The organism is Nocardia sp. NPDC056952 (assembly GCF_042674185.1).
Lineage (GTDB): Bacteria > Actinomycetota > Actinomycetes > Mycobacteriales > Mycobacteriaceae > Nocardia.
Genome location: NZ_JBHURA010000005.1, coordinates 371,743 through 385,549, shown reverse-complemented (window position 1 = coordinate 385,549; position 13,807 = coordinate 371,743). Strand labels below are relative to the sequence as shown.

General features: G+C 68.5%; 13 protein-coding genes. 9 read left to right on the top strand and 4 right to left on the bottom strand.

The window, feature by feature from the left end; genetic code table 11:
• Positions 1-4: 4 nt before the first annotated feature.
• The gene (locus ACFTS5_RS20615) at positions 5-1,099 is read left to right on the top strand and encodes an ABC transporter substrate-binding protein (protein ID WP_378633213.1); all 1,095 of its coding nucleotides are present in this window, start codon (positions 5-7) and stop codon (positions 1,097-1,099) included.
• A gap of 86 nt (positions 1,100-1,185) precedes the next feature.
• Positions 1,186-2,094 (top strand): dioxygenase, encoded by a 909-nt coding sequence (locus tag ACFTS5_RS20610; protein WP_378633211.1) that lies wholly within the window; start codon positions 1,186-1,188, stop codon positions 2,092-2,094.
• 79 nt (positions 2,095-2,173) lie between these two features.
• On the opposite strand, the gene ACFTS5_RS20605 is transcribed toward ACFTS5_RS20610, so the two are convergent.
• A complete protein-coding gene (locus tag ACFTS5_RS20605; RefSeq protein WP_378633209.1) occupies positions 2,174-2,860 on the bottom strand; it encodes a TetR/AcrR family transcriptional regulator in 687 nt (228 codons plus the stop codon).
• A gap of 95 nt (positions 2,861-2,955) precedes the next feature.
• Here ACFTS5_RS20605 and ACFTS5_RS20600 point away from each other — a divergent pair, with 95 nt between their 5' ends.
• The 3 genes from ACFTS5_RS20600 to ACFTS5_RS20590 all read left to right on the top strand — a co-directional run bounded on the left by ACFTS5_RS20600 (position 2,956) and on the right by ACFTS5_RS20590 (position 6,352).
• The gene (locus ACFTS5_RS20600; RefSeq protein ID WP_378633206.1) at positions 2,956-4,248 is read left to right on the top strand and encodes a lipase family protein; all 1,293 of its coding nucleotides are present in this window, start codon (positions 2,956-2,958) and stop codon (positions 4,246-4,248) included.
• A complete protein-coding gene (locus tag ACFTS5_RS20595; protein WP_378633204.1) occupies positions 4,242-5,795 on the top strand; it encodes an AMP-binding protein in 1,554 nt (517 codons plus the stop codon). The genes ACFTS5_RS20600 and ACFTS5_RS20595 overlap by 7 nt, the downstream gene beginning before the upstream one ends.
• A 152-nt stretch (positions 5,796-5,947) precedes the next feature.
• A complete protein-coding gene (locus ACFTS5_RS20590) occupies positions 5,948-6,352 on the top strand; it encodes a hypothetical protein (protein WP_378633201.1) in 405 nt (134 codons plus the stop codon).
• 1 nt (position 6,353) lies between these two features.
• Here the strand turns inward: ACFTS5_RS20590 and ACFTS5_RS20585 are convergent, their stop codons facing one another.
• Positions 6,354-7,511 (bottom strand): epoxide hydrolase family protein, encoded by a 1,158-nt coding sequence (locus tag ACFTS5_RS20585; RefSeq protein ID WP_378633199.1) that lies wholly within the window; start codon positions 7,509-7,511, stop codon positions 6,354-6,356.
• Between the two features lie 63 nt (positions 7,512-7,574).
• Between ACFTS5_RS20585 and ACFTS5_RS20580 the strand changes: the two genes are divergently transcribed.
• Entirely contained in the window at positions 7,575-8,537 is a 963-nt protein-coding gene (locus ACFTS5_RS20580) for a helix-turn-helix transcriptional regulator (RefSeq protein WP_378633196.1), read from the top strand.
• An 18-nt stretch (positions 8,538-8,555) separates the two neighbouring features.
• On the opposite strand, the gene ACFTS5_RS20575 is transcribed toward ACFTS5_RS20580, so the two are convergent.
• A complete protein-coding gene (locus ACFTS5_RS20575; RefSeq protein WP_378633194.1) occupies positions 8,556-9,251 on the bottom strand; it encodes an alpha/beta hydrolase in 696 nt (231 codons plus the stop codon).
• Between the two features lie 113 nt (positions 9,252-9,364).
• On the opposite strand from ACFTS5_RS20575, the gene ACFTS5_RS20570 reads away from it, so the two are divergent.
• A complete protein-coding gene (locus ACFTS5_RS20570) occupies positions 9,365-10,342 on the top strand; it encodes a cupin domain-containing protein (RefSeq protein ID WP_378633191.1) in 978 nt (325 codons plus the stop codon).
• Between the two features lie 52 nt (positions 10,343-10,394).
• Here ACFTS5_RS20570 and nrdF read toward each other — a convergent pair whose 3' ends face one another.
• Positions 10,395-11,357, bottom strand: a complete 963-nt coding sequence (nrdF, locus tag ACFTS5_RS20565; RefSeq protein WP_358105034.1) for a class 1b ribonucleoside-diphosphate reductase subunit beta — start codon at positions 11,355-11,357, stop codon at positions 10,395-10,397.
• A gap of 394 nt (positions 11,358-11,751) precedes the next feature.
• Between nrdF and ACFTS5_RS20560 the strand changes: the two genes are divergently transcribed.
• Both ACFTS5_RS20560 and ACFTS5_RS20555 read left to right on the top strand, forming a co-directional pair.
• Positions 11,752-12,738 (top strand): hypothetical protein, encoded by a 987-nt coding sequence (locus ACFTS5_RS20560; protein ID WP_378633188.1) that lies wholly within the window; start codon positions 11,752-11,754, stop codon positions 12,736-12,738.
• A 19-nt stretch (positions 12,739-12,757) separates the two neighbouring features.
• A complete protein-coding gene (locus ACFTS5_RS20555; RefSeq protein WP_378633186.1) occupies positions 12,758-13,702 on the top strand; it encodes a hypothetical protein in 945 nt (314 codons plus the stop codon).
• Positions 13,703-13,807 lie beyond the last annotated feature (105 nt).

The following is a 13,807-nucleotide window of genomic DNA, read 5'->3' as shown; positions in this document are numbered from 1 at the left end:
GCGCATGCTGGCGAGCGTCCGAAACCGCACCCGATTCCGTCGCACCGCAGAGCAGGGCGGGCGCGTCCGCTCACGCGGCGTCGTCGTGGCTGCCGCGTTGCTGTGCGCCGCCGTGTTCACCGCGGGATGCGCGGACAAGCACGATGACGCGAGCACGATCATCCGCACCACCACGAATATCGCCGGTGCGGGCGTGGTCGGGGCCGATCGCGACACCGCGACCGCGTGCCCGTTGCCGAGTGCGCCCGACGCGGGCCCCGGCGGCACCCGAACGGTGACGCACACCGCCGGTACCTCGCAGGTTCCCGCCGACCCGCAACGCATCGTCGTGCTCACCACCTCGGCGCTCGACGCGGCCTGCGCGGTCGGTCTGTGGGAGCGGGTCGCGGGCGCGGTGACCCTCGACGGCGACCGTTCGCAGCCGATGTACCTGGGGTACGGCGTGGTGAAGGTGCCCAGCATCGGACCGATCGGTCAGCCCGATCCGGCTCGCATCGCCGAGCTGAAGCCCGATCTGATCCTCGGCGACGTCGCACCGGCCGCGGGCGGGTACGAGGCGCTGAGCAAGATCGCCCCCACCGTGCTGATCGGCGCGGGCGGCAGCTGGCAGTCCGATTTCGCCGCTTATTCCGCGGGGATGAACCGCAACGATGCCGCCGAAACCGCCCTGCAGAACTACCTCACCGAGGCCCACGACCTCGGCCCCGCGCTGAACGCGCGCCAGTCCCAGGCCTCGGTGCTGCGCTTCACCGCCGACACCACGCAGGTCCAGGGCGCCGAAACCTTCGCCGCCCAAGTCCTGTCCGATGTCGGCGTCCAGCGCCCGACCGCCCAGCGCGGACCGTCCTTCGACATCACCGAAGCCGACCTCGCCACCAAAGCCGAAGGCGACATCATCTACGTGATGTTCGACGGCCCGGACGGCGAGAAACACGGCAAACAGGTTCTGCGCTCCGACCAGTTCGAGGAACTGGGCGCCTCGACCGACAAGCGGGTCTTCGCGGTCGACGACAAGATCTGGCACACCACAGGTCTCACCGCCGCCCGCGCGGTCCTCACCGACCTGCGCAACAGCCTCAACGGTTACGTCACCGATTGACTCCCAGCTGACTCCCAGCGTGTTCGCAGTCCCAGCGCAGTCCACCTGCTTAGCGTGGTCGCCAACAAGGCAGCGAAGGAGCAGCTATGGGCGAGCACGATCTGGGACTGGGGCACGACCTTCGAGTGATGTCACGGCGGCGAGCACTGAGTTTCCTCGGCGTCGCCGGGGTCGCGGCAGCGGCGGCGGGTTGCGCGGTCTCGACCGACAGCTCCGGCACGAGCACGAGCTCGGCCGACAGTGCCACCTCCGCGTCAGCCGAAACTCCCGCCGCGGCGCCGCAGGAGACAGCGGGTCCCTACCCCGGTGACGGTTCCAACGGCCCCAATGTCCTGATCGAATCCGGTGTGGTGCGCTCCGATATCACCACCAGCTTCGGCACGTATTCCGGTACCGCCCAGGGTGTTCCGATGACACTCACGCTGAATCTGCGCGACCTCGTGCAGAACGCGGCAGGCACCGGAATGGCGGTGTACGTCTGGCATTGCGACCGCGAGGGCCGGTACTCCCTCTACACCGAGGGCGCCACCGAACAGAACTACCTGCGCGGCGTCCAGGTGGCCGACGACGACGGCACCGTACGGTTCACCTCGATCTTCCCCGCCTGCTACGCCGGTCGCTGGCCACACATCCACTTCGAGGTCTACGACTCCCTCGCCACCGCGGTCGCGGGCGACAACGCCCGCCTCACCTCCCAGATCGCCCTCCCCCAAGACGCGTGCACCGCCGTCTTCGACGCCGACTCCGGCTACGTGAACAGCACCCGCAACCTGTCCGGCGTCACCCTCGCCTCCGACGGCGTCTTCGGCGACGGCTGGGACGCCGAACTGGCCACCGTCACCAGCACCCCCACCACCGGCATGTCCGTCTCCCTCACCATCGGCGTAGCCGCCAAATCCCAGAACACCCAGTCCGACAACGGTTTCCCGGGCTCACCCCCCTCGGGCACCGGCGCACCAGGCGGCCCACCACCCGCCGGCCCACCACCCCGCTGAAGGGCCCGCGGGCCGGCATCCTCACCCCTCAGCTATCCCCTCGAATCCGAATTCGCCGATGACAGCCGCACCGGGAAACTCAGTGGCGCAACGCTTCTGAACGGTCCGCGGCGGCGGCCAGTCCCAGGTGCACGATCTCGATGAAGGCCGTGAGATCTCTGATCAGGACGTCGATGTCGCCTTGCGCGCCCGCGTCGGTGTGGAGCCAGTCGGCGACGGTTTCGAACAGGCCGCCGATCGCGGAGACAGCGAGGGCGTGCAGGTCGACGCCGATTCCCTCGGGGGGCACGAATCCGTATTCGCGCCACAGGGTTTCGAGGAACTGGGCGGCCCAGCGGCGGTTGACGCGCCGCTGCTGTTCGACCTTCGCCGAAATGCCGCTGGCTTCACCGAAAGTCACCTTCGCCACGCGGGGGTCGTCGACCATCGAGTGGGCGAAGGCCCCGATGACGGCGGCGACCACCTCGTCGCGGGCGCTCGAGGATTCCGACAGCGCGGTGGCGACCCGGTCCTGCGCGCGTTCGCTCTGCTGCTGCAGCAGCGCCAGATAGCAGTCCTCTTTGCTGTCGAAGAGCTCGTAGAAGGCCTTGTTGCCGACGAAGGCGGTCTGGCAGATCTGCTCGATCGCGGTGTTGACGTAGCCCTCGGCGGCGATCAGGTCGAAGGCGGCGGCCAGGATCTGTTCGCGCCTGCGCGCGCGGCGCTGTTCGGCGTCCAGGCCCTGGATGCGCCGGGAGCGGACTTGGCTCTTGTCGGTCGACGTCACGCAGCTCAGCCTACAGATTCCCGAATATAAACAAGGACTCTTGTTCTCAACAAGGCGCCGTGCTGTAATCAGCATCACCTATCGAAGGAGATGCCATGCAGCGCAGCACGGCCACCTGCCGGTCGCCCCGGCTCCGACGGCTCGGTGCCCGAGCCCTGCCCCTGCTCGCGATGACGGCGCTGGCGGCAGGGGGTCCGGCGGGCGCCCAGGATTTCGAACTGCCGCCACTGCCGAACGAGGCACAGGTGTATCCGGCGGTCGTGCCTATCCCCACGCCGCAGCACGACCCCTGGTACGCCGACCCGGCCGACCTCGCCGGCTACACCAACGGGGACGTGATCCGCAGCCGGGTGGTACAGACTCACGTGCTCGGCCTGCCCGCGCCCGTACACACCACCCAGCTCCTGCTACGCAGCTCCGACGTGCACGACAACCCGATCGCCACCGCCACCACCGTGCTGATGCCGGGCATCCCGTGGCCGGGTCCCGGTGCGCGCCCGCTGATTTCGTATCAGGAGGCGATCGACAGCCTCGGTCAGCAGTGCAATCCGTCCTACACCCTGCGCGCGGGCATCCAGAAGGAGGTGGCCATCATGAGCCAGTTCCTTGCGGCAGGCGCGGCCGTGGTGGTCACCGATTTCGACGGCAAGGAGAACACGATCATGTCGCCGAGCGAGGGCCGGATGGTGCTCGACGGCATCCGCGCGGCCCAGCGCGGCGGACTCGGGCTCGACGCCGCGCCGGTGGGGCTGTGGGGCTATTCCGGAGGCGGCAACGCGTCCGCCTCGGCCGCCGAGCAACGCCGCCACTACGCTCCCGAGCTCGACATCAAGGGCAGCGTGCAGGGCGGAATCCCCGGCGACAAGGTCGCGATCGCCCCGTTCGCGATCTCGGGACAGCAGCCGCAGGCCAACTTCACCGGCTGGCTCGCCGTGCTCGGACTGGCCCGCGAATACCCAGAATTCGACGCCCAGCTACAGCAGTACCTGACTCCGGAAGGCCGCCGGGTGGCCGACGACCTGCGGGAACGCTGTCTCTACACCTCCGTGGCGACCACCCTGCTCCGCCCGATGGCGCAGTACCTGACCGATCCGCAGGCCGCGCTGGTTGCCGCGCGACCCGCGCTGTCCGCCGCGAGTTTCGGCAGACCCGAGAACACCCCCGATATGCCGCTGCTGATGTGGCATTCGACCACCGACCAACTGCTGCCCGCCGAGCTGGCGATCGACACGATCGCCGGTGACTACTGCGCCCGCGGCGTGAACATGCGGATGATCAGGGTGCCGTTCTCGGAGCACATCAGCGCCGAGATCGTCCCCGAACTGGGCACGGTCGCGTGGCTGCTCGCGGTCGCCGCGGGCGCCGACCCGGGGCCGCGAGTATGTTGAGCGCCGCCACGACCTCGCTACGCCAGATCCGCGCCCTGGCACGGGCCGGGATCATCGATCCACGTCACCCCGCGCAGATCCTGCGCACCGCCCGCACCATGCGCGCGTTCGGCCCGATCGCCGGTGGGATCCGTTCCTCGGCGCGACGCGCACCCGCGCGCATCGCGCTGATCTGCGACGGCGAGCGGATCAGTTACCGGGAACTCGATCAACGCACCGACGCACTCGCCGCCACCTGGCACGCCGACGGCCTCGACGCGGGTGACACGGTCGGCGTGCTCTGTCCCGACGGAGTGCGGCTCGTCGAATCCATGGCCGCCACCGCGAAACTCGGCGCTCGACTGGTGCTGCTCAATACCGGATTCGGTGCGGCGCAGTTGCGTGACGTGCTGGACCGAGAGGGGGTCAGCGCACTCGTCCTCGACCCCGCCCTGTCCACGGTGGCTCAGGATCTACCCGAACGGATAGTCTTGCTGGACAACACGATTCGCTCCGACGTCCCATCGGTCGACGCGCCCGCACAGCAGGGCGGTTTCGTCCTGCTCACCGGTGGCACCACCGGTACGCCCAAGGGCGCACCACGACGAGTCGAATCACCTTTGGCCGCCGCACAATTCGTCGACCGGGTTCCGCTGCGACGCGGGCAGACGGTGCTGCTGTGCGCGCCGCTGTTCCACGGCACCGCGCTGTCCCAGTTCATCCTCTCGCTGAACCTGGGGTCGACGATCGTGCTGCACGGCCGGTTCGACGCCACCCGCGCCCTCGCCCAGATCGCCGAGCATCGCGCCGACATGGTCGTGCTGGTGCCCACCATGCTGCGTCGCATCCTCGATCTGGACCCGAAGTCCTTGTCCACCACCGATACCCGCTCCCTGCGGATCGTGTTCACCGCCGGGGCGGCGTTGCCGTCGTCGTTGGGCACCAGGGCGATCGACACCTTCGGCCCGGTGATCTACAACTTCTACGGCTGCACCGAGACCGGTACGGCCACCATCGCGACCCCGCAAGACTGGATCGCCGCACCGGGTACCGTGGGCAAACCTCCGGTCGGGATCACCGTCGCGCTCTACGACGCCGACGGCACCCGGATCACCGAGCCCGGCGCGGTCGGCACCGTCTACGTGGGCAACACCATCGCCTTCGAGGGCTACTCCGGTGGCGGGTCCAAGCAACTCCGTGCAGGGTTGATGAGCACCGGCGACCTCGGTCACTTCGATTCCGGCGGTCGGCTTTTCATCGACGGACGCGATGACGACATGATCGTCTCCGGTGGCGAGAACGTCTTCCCCGGCGAGATCGAGGACCTGCTCTACCGGCACCCGTCGATCACCGAAGCGGCCGTGATCGGTGTGCCCGACGAGGAATTCGGTCAGCGGCTCGCCGCGTTCGTGGTGCCCGCGGGCGAGATCGACGCCGAGACCGTGCGCACCTACGTGAAAACCCACCTCGCCCGTTTCAAAGCCCCACGCGATGTGCTGTTCGTCGACGAACTACCGCGCACCCCGACCGGCAAGATCGACCGCCGCGGCCTCGCTGCACTGAGCTGACCGAACCCGGCGGCGCCGACGAGGGGTCGGCGCCGCCCGCTCGGCCGAGAAACCGCTGGTAGCGGCCCCATTGCTATCATGGCCAACAGTGCTCCATGATGTCGCGCCCGCCCGGCGACGAAGCTCGGCCACCCAGCGCTCGAGGAGGAAACATGGCTCAGCATGCCGATGATCGAGTCCCGCCCACATCCGACAACGCCGCCGATCTCGACCTGCCGTGGGCGCCCCGCGACCACAAGTGGAGCGGCCCGAAGGCCGAACACGACGCACTGAAGTGGGCCGACGGCGACGCGCTCAAGTTGGCGAGCATCTACCTGTATCGCGAGCCCGGTGGCAATCCGGCGACCGAGGCCGACTACAAGTTCCCGGTCGCCGACATCATCGACGGCAAGCCGACACGGGTCTTCCACGCGGTCACCAACGCCGCGTCCCGCCTCGACGAGGCGCACATCTCCGAAGCCGACCGCGCCACGGTGAAGCATCGGATCTCCGAGCTCTACCGGGACGCGGCCGAGGCCTTCGACGACCCGTCACTGCGGGCGCCCTGGGATCGCTGACTCAGCGCAGTCCACGAAAGAACGCGCGGATGTCGTCGACCAGCAGGTCCGGCACTTCCATCGCCGCGAAGTGGCCGCCACGATCGAACTCCGACCAGTGCACGATGTCGGTGTCCGCGCCGGCGTAGCGCCGGATCGCGATGTCCTCGGCGAAGACCGCGACGCCGACGGGCGTGGTCAGCGGCGTGGTCTCCCAGGAGCGGACGTGGGTGGCCTCGTAGTACAGCGCGGCCGATGAACCCGCGGTGCCGGTGAGCCAGTACAGCATCACGTTGGTCAGCAGCCGATCCCGGTTCACGGCGTCCTCGGGCAGGCCCGCGGCCGGGAACGTCCACTCCTTGAACTTCTCCACGATCCACGCGAGCTGGCCGATCGGCGAATCGTGCAGGCCGTAGGCCAGGGTCTGCGGGCGTGAAGCCTGGATCTTGAAGTAGCCGTTGCCCTCGCTCTTGAACAGGGCGAGGCGGTCCAGCCGGGCGAGCTCGGCGGGAGTCATCGTCGCCTTCTCGTCGTCGGCGACCGGGCCGAACGGGATGTACCCGAAGGTCGCGGCATTGACGTGCACGCCGATCACCTTGTCACCGCCCGCGCGGCCCACCTCCGGCGTGACGAACGCGCCCCAGTCTCCGCCCTGCGCGCCGTAGCTCTCGTAACCGAGCCTGCTCATCAACTCGACCCACGCCCTGCCGATGCGGGCCGGATCCCAGCCCTCCTCGGCGACCGGCCCGGAGAATCCGAAGCCGGGCAGCGACGGGATCACCAGGTGGAAGGCATCTGCCGGATCGCCACCGTGGGCCGCGGGGTCGGTGAGCGGACCGATCACATCGAGGAACTCGACGACCGAACCCGGCCAGCCGTGCGTGAGGATCAGCGGCGTGGCATCGGGATCGGCCGAACGTACATGCAGGAAATGGATGCGCTGGCCGTCGATCTCGGTGGTGAACTGCGCGAACCCGTTCAGTTCCGCCTCGGCCGCGCGCCAGTCGTAGGAGGTGCGCCAGTAGTCGGCGAGTTCGCGCAGGTACGCCACCGGCACACCGCGACTCCACTCGGCGCCGGGCTGCTCGGCAGGCCAGCGCGCATCGGTCAGCCTGGCTCGCAGGTAGTCCAGATCGGACTGCGGGATGTCGAGGTGGAACGGGGTGATCTCGTTGGTCATGAGGACAACGGTATGACCACAAGCGGACACCTTCTGTCCTATAGAACTGGCAGAGTCGAATTCGTGAAAGAAGCTTCGGCGCGGCTACTTCGGCTGCTCTCCCTGCTGCAAACGCGGCGCGAATGGTCCGGCGACGAGCTCGCCGCGCGCCTGGATGTCAGCACCCGCACAGTGCGCCGCGATATCGACAAGCTGCGCGCGCTGGACTACCCGGTCCGCGCGGTGAAGGGCATCGACGGCGGCTACCACCTCGAGGCGGGCGCGCAGCTGCCGCCGTTGCAGCTCGACGACGAGGAAGCCGTCGCGATGGCGATCGCGCTGCGCACGGCGTCGATCAGCGGGGTGAGCGGGATCGGCGAGACCGCGCTCAGCGCGCTGGTCAAACTCGAGCAGGTGCTGCCCGCCCGATTGCGGCACCGCGTGCACGCCATGCAGGTCTCGAGCGTCCAGACCCCCGGCCGGGCCCGCGTGGATGTCGATCCGGCGGTGTTGTCCGCCGTCGCGGCCGCGTGCCGCGACCGTCAACGCCTGCGATTCGACTATCGCAGCGGTGGCCGCGAATCCCGTCGCGAGACCGAACCACACGAACTCGTCACCTGGGGCCCGCGCTGGTACCTGGTGGCCTGGGATATCGACCGCGACGGCTGGCGCACCTTCCGGGTGGACCGCATGTCACCGAAAATCCCGGTGGGCCCGCGCTTTTCACCGCGCGAGATCCCGGGCGGCAACGCCGCGGAACACGTGGCGAAAGGTGTCGCGCAACTGTGGCACTACCGCGCCACCATCCGGCTACACGTCCCCGCCGACTCCGAACAGGCGCGCTCGGCCGCCACCTACGGCACCGTCGAACCGATCGACGCCGAGACCTGCCGCCTCGAGATCGGCGCCGACAACCCGCGCGGCCTGACCTTCCTCCTCGGTGCCCTCGACACCGATTTCGACATCGAGCACGGCCCCGAACTGACCGAGCACCTGCGCCGGATCGCCGCCCGCTACTCCCGCGCGATCAGCGCGGCGCCGGAGTAGCGCGGCGACGAAGCCGGGTCAGCCCGCGATGTCCAGCGCGGCCGCGTCGATCAGATCCACGACCGCGCCGGGCTGCGAGGCCAGCGAGGCATGGCTCGCGGCGAGTTCGATGGTCTTGCGCGGGTTCATCCGCGCGGCCATCCGCCGCTCGTTGTCGGGGTGGATCATCCGATCCTCGGTGGACACCTGGTACCAGGTGGGCTTCACCTTCCAGGCAGGCGCGGTCACCGTGTCACCGAACGTCGAGCCCAGTGGCGCCTTCTGCGTCACGGCCATCACCAGCGCTTCCTCGGAAGTCAGGTCCTGGCAGAAGCTTTCGTGGAACTTGTCCTGCGCGATCCACAGGTAGCCGTCGGAGTCCGGCGCGATGTTCGCGAACGCGGCGGGCGGCAACTGCTCGCTGATCGCACCGGGGCTCTCCCCCGCGTCGGGCGCGAAGGCCGCGATGTAGACCAGGCCCGCCACATTGGGCAGATCGCCTGCTTCGGTGATCACCGCGCCACCGTAGGAGTGACCGACCAACAGCACCGGGCCGTCGATCTGCGCCACCATCTTCCTGGTGCGCTCGGCATCATCGGCCAGCGAGGTGAGCGGGTTCTCGACCGCGTACTGCGCCGGATAACCGCGTCGGTTCAATTCCACGATCACCTTCGCCCAGTGCGCGGCACCACCCCAGAATCCATGGACCAGAACGATTGTCGGCTTGGCAGCCATTGCGAGGCCTCTCTCTCGGTCGGATTTTCTCGCCGGCCGGATCGGCCCGATACCGCGGAGCCGGTTGACCCGACGAGCACCATTGACGATATTTGGATGATGAGGCAAATACCATGACCGAAGACCCGGGATATTTTGCCGATCAACCGAGCGTCGGTGATACCTTCGCGCGGGACACCACCCTCGACGCCCTGTCCGACATCCTGCACACCGTCCGGCTGCGCGGCGATCGGCTCATCCGCTGCGCACCCCCGGCACCCTTCGCGATCGGGATACCCGGCGGCATCCGGCTGCTGCACATCGCCGAACGCGGGGACCTCGAGCTCCGCGTCGGCGGCCGGTCCTACACCCTGCGTGACGGCGATATGGCACTGCTCGCGCGCGGCGACCCGCACGTGATCTCCGTGGGCACACCCTCGGCGCCCACACGCGGGCTCACCGCCGCCGACAGCGTCCGCCGCGTCGCCGAGCTCACCGATCCGGCGGCGCCGCGCTGGGTCACCGGCACCTTCGGTGTCGAGGAGGCTATCGCCGATCCACTGCTTTCGGTCCTGCCGCCTGCGGTTCTGATCCGGGCGGGAGTCGGCGACCGCGATTGGCTGACGCTGAGTCTGCGGCTGCTCGTCGTCGAGATCACCGACGCCAGACCAGGTGCCGCAGTGATGATCTCGCGCATCCTGGACCTGCTGTTCATCCACGCGCTGCGGGCCTGGTCCGCCGACGACGCGACCGCGCCCGGCTGGCTCACCGCCGCTCTCGACCCCGACCTCGGTCCGGTGCTCACCAGGATCCACAACAATCCGGACCGCGCGTGGCCGATCCCCGAACTCGCGGCCGAGGCCAGGATGTCGCGGTCCACGTTCACCGATCGGTTCACCCGGCTGCTCGGGCAGTCACCCGGCGCCTACGTCACCGACCGGCGCCTCGAACACGCGGCCCGTCTGCTCGGCTCGACGGCCGAACCGGTCGGCCGGATCGCCGGCGCCGTCGGCTATCACTCGGAAGCCGCGTTCAACCGCGCCTTCCACCGCCGGTTCGGCATGCCACCCCTGCGGTGGCGCAAACGCGGTCATCCGAAGACCGCGCCATAGACAACGACGGCGCACCCGAACAGGTGCGCCGTCGTTCACAGTGCTGGTGGGCTCAGAACTCCCAGTCCTCGTCCTCGGTGTTGATCGCCTTGCCGATGACATAGCTGGAACCCGAACCCGAGAAGAAGTCGTGGTTCTCGTCGGCGTTGGGCGACAGTGCCGACAGGATCGCCGGGTTCACCTCGCACTCGTCCTTCGGGAAAAGGCCCTCGTAGCCGAGGTTCATCAGCGCCTTGTTGGCGTTGTAGCGCAGGAACTTCTTGACGTCCTCGGTGAGGCCGACCTCGTCGTAGAGGTCCTGCGTGTAGTCCACCTCGTTGTCATAGAGCTCGAAGAGCAGCTCGAAGGTGTAGTTCTTGAGCTCGTCGCGCTCGGCCTGGGAGACCAGCTCGAGGCCCTTCTGGTACTTGTAGCCGATGTAGTACCCGTGCACGGCCTCGTCGCGAATGATCAGGCGGATCATGTCGGCGGTGTTGGTGAGCTTGGCCCGCGAGGACCAGTGCATCGGCAGGTAGAAGCCGGAGTAGAACAGGAAGCTCTCCAGCAGCGTGGAGGCCACCTTGCGCTTGAGCGGGTCGTCGCCGTTGTAGTACGACAGGACGATCTCGGCCTTGCGCTGCAGGTTGCGGTTCTCCTCCGACCAGCGGAACGCCTCGTCGATCTCCTTGGTGGAGCACAGGGTGGAGAAGATCGAGCTGTAGCTCTTGGCGTGCACCGACTCCATGAACGCGATGTTGGTGTACACCGCCTGCTCGTGCGGAGTGAGCGCGTCGGGGATCAGCGAGACCGCGCCGACGGTGCCCTGGATGGTGTCGAGCAGCGTCAGGCCGGTGAAGACCCGCATCGTGAGCTGCTTCTCGTCGGGCGTGAGGGTGTTCCAGGACGGGATGTCGTTGGACACCGGGACCTTCTCGGGCAACCAGAAGTTGCCGGTCAGCCGATCCCAGACCTCAGCATCCTTCTCATCGGGCACCCGATTCCAATTGATGGCCGACGCCCGATCGATGAGCTTCATTCCGCCTCCACACCTTTCCGCCAGACCTGTTGACCCGCACCCGCCGCCGTGCGCGAAGCCCTTCACCCACGAACACTACTCGTAGTGGGTGACAACCTCGTGGAGCACTACAGCTTGTGTTGCGGCGCGCGGAACTCGACCCGACCGGCCGAACACCCACGCCACACACGCGGCCCCCATTGTGCGGCACGATCGCGAAGTCACCACCATCGCATCGCCAGTGATTCGCCACATGTGTGCCGGCACCCGCTTCACCGGTGAGCGCCGCCACTGCCCGGCGCACCCGGGCCCGGTGCGGATACGGGGCGCCGATTCCGGCACACTGGGCATTCGACAGGGCTCGACCGTGAGCCGGAGGGAGGCGGGAGTCGTCCCGCGCGAGGGGGATTTGTCGATGCTGTGGCGTCGTTGCGCGGTGGCCGCCGCTGTCATGATCGGGCTCACCGCCTGCCAGGACGACCTACCCGGGCACCGGCCGGTCACCCCGATCGAGGCGGCCTCGGCGATGCCCGCGTACTGGAAGACGGCGCCGACCTCCGACGATCAGCGCCTCGAACTGCTGCGACGGCTGCGCGCGATCGACCCGTGCGCGCTCATCCCCCGGACCGACCTGGCGAAGATCGGCACCCTGCTCGAGGTCGAGAACGACGGCCCGAACAAGTGCGAAGCGACGTTCGACTCCACCGAGAGCGGCAAGGGCACCTCGGTCAGCTGGGCGATCGGCGTCGCGCCGACCGGGTACGGCTGGGGACAGTCCCAGCGCGAGGAGGTCGACGGCATCACCGTCGGCGTTCTGCGCGATCTCGACAACGGCCCCCAGGTCGAAGGACAGCTCGACCGAAGTTGTCTCGCCACCGCGGCTTTCGCCAATACGACCACGCTCCCGGTCCACGTGCGAACGCCACTGGGCACCGAACCGTGCCCGGCCGCGCAGTCCGCGCTGGCCCGCGCGATGGGCGGGCTCGCCGCCGAACCGGCACAGGGCACCTCCCCGGACACCCCGCGGACCGCGCTGCACGGCAAGGACCCGTGCGAGGTCGCCGCCGCGCTCGACACCGCGGTGACCGTCCTCGATCTGCGGATATGGTCCTGCCAGTTCACTTTCCGAGGTGCGGCCATCGATGTGGACTACGGCTACGAGGCGCGCGGCTACGCCGACAGCGGCAAGCCGCTCTTCACCGTCAACGGCCACACAGGGTACGGCCCCAGCGACGACACGAGCGAATATGCCTCGTACACAGCGATAGTCGGCCCCAGCCTGCCCGGACCCGGTTCCGACCTGATGGGCCCCGCCGTCCCCACCATCCGCGTCTTCGGCACGGACCGTGCCGCCCTCGAATCCGTCCTCCGTTCGACCACCGAACTCTTCCCCGCCACCTGACCGGACAAGGAGAACCCCTGTGCGACAGCTCATCCTGCTCGCCACCGCAGTGCTGACGATGGTCGCCTGCGGAAGCGAACCCGCACCGGACTCCATGCTCGAGGGTGGATTCTGGTCCACCGCAGCGGTTTCCGATCAGGAGAAGGTCGCAGTTCTGCGTAAGGTCAGGGCGATCGATGTGTGCGCGCTGCTCCCGCGCGTGGCACTGGGCACCCTCGGCACAGTGCGCGACGTCGAGAACGCGCATCCGAATCAGTGCCGGCTCAGCATCGCCGTGCCGGGTCATCTCACCGGCATCGACGCGACCTGGAGTACCGGGGTGATGTTCGAGGGCGAGCCGAGCATGGACGGCCCGGTGGACGAGGAGTCGATGGGCGACGTGCGGGTGCTGTTCAACGACGAGCCCGCCGCGTCGGATGATCCGCAGGTGCGCGGGGCCTGTCAGGCGTGGGCGCGGTTCGTGGCGGGGGCCGACCTGTCCTTCAGCGTGCGGGCGCCGCAGGACGCGTGCGCGACGGCGAAGACGCTGGTACGGATCGCGTTGACCGAGTGGCGCGAGGAGCCGCCCCAGGGTTCCTCGCCGGATTCGGATCGGGCGGTGATCACCGGCGCCGATCCGTGCGCGGTCGCGCCGTTGCTCGGCGTTCGGGTGCCGGTGGCCGATCAGCGCGTCACCACGTGCAAGGTGAGCGTCGACGGGCACGACGCGATCGTCACCTTCGACTACAACGAAGAACGCTCGATCATCGACGACACCCCGGCCTTCACCGTGGGCTCGCGCCAGGTGTACCGATTCGATACGGCCCAGGCCGACATGGCGTCGCTGTCGGCCGTCGTCGGTCCCGGCCTCGCACCGGGACCGACCGACGCACTGCTCGGCCGGCGCGTGCCGACGGTCTCGGTCACCGCCCACTCGACGATCGCGGAGAAGGTCATGCGCGAAACCTTGCCGCTGGTGCGCTGACAGCTCGGCACCGGTGCGATCACGACAACGTTCTGAGAACGACCTGGCGTGATGTTTGCGCGAGTGTTGCCGTCGCGGGCAGACTCGGTGGTCGGGCGCGGGTCC

What these genes read in the sequence shown, in the direction of transcription:
- ACFTS5_RS20560 (WP_378633188.1), top strand. Translation starts at nt 11,752, where the DNA reads ATGCTGTGGCGTCGTTGCGCGGTGGCCGCCGCTGTCATGATCGGGCTC.
- nrdF (WP_358105034.1), bottom strand. Translation starts at nt 11,357, where the DNA reads ATGAAGCTCATCGATCGGGCGTCGGCCATCAATTGGAATCGGGTGCCC.
- ACFTS5_RS20575 (WP_378633194.1), bottom strand. Translation starts at nt 9,251, where the DNA reads ATGGCTGCCAAGCCGACAATCGTTCTGGTCCATGGATTCTGGGGTGGT.
- ACFTS5_RS20585 (WP_378633199.1), bottom strand. Translation starts at nt 7,511, where the DNA reads ATGACCAACGAGATCACCCCGTTCCACCTCGACATCCCGCAGTCCGAT.
- ACFTS5_RS20570 (WP_378633191.1), top strand. Translation starts at nt 9,365, where the DNA reads ATGACCGAAGACCCGGGATATTTTGCCGATCAACCGAGCGTCGGTGAT.
- ACFTS5_RS20610 (WP_378633211.1), top strand. Translation starts at nt 1,186, where the DNA reads ATGGGCGAGCACGATCTGGGACTGGGGCACGACCTTCGAGTGATGTCA.
- ACFTS5_RS20595 (WP_378633204.1), top strand. Translation starts at nt 4,242, where the DNA reads ATGTTGAGCGCCGCCACGACCTCGCTACGCCAGATCCGCGCCCTGGCA.
- ACFTS5_RS20600 (WP_378633206.1), top strand. Translation starts at nt 2,956, where the DNA reads ATGCAGCGCAGCACGGCCACCTGCCGGTCGCCCCGGCTCCGACGGCTC.
- ACFTS5_RS20590 (WP_378633201.1), top strand. Translation starts at nt 5,948, where the DNA reads ATGGCTCAGCATGCCGATGATCGAGTCCCGCCCACATCCGACAACGCC.
- ACFTS5_RS20615 (WP_378633213.1), top strand. Translation starts at nt 5, where the DNA reads ATGCTGGCGAGCGTCCGAAACCGCACCCGATTCCGTCGCACCGCAGAG.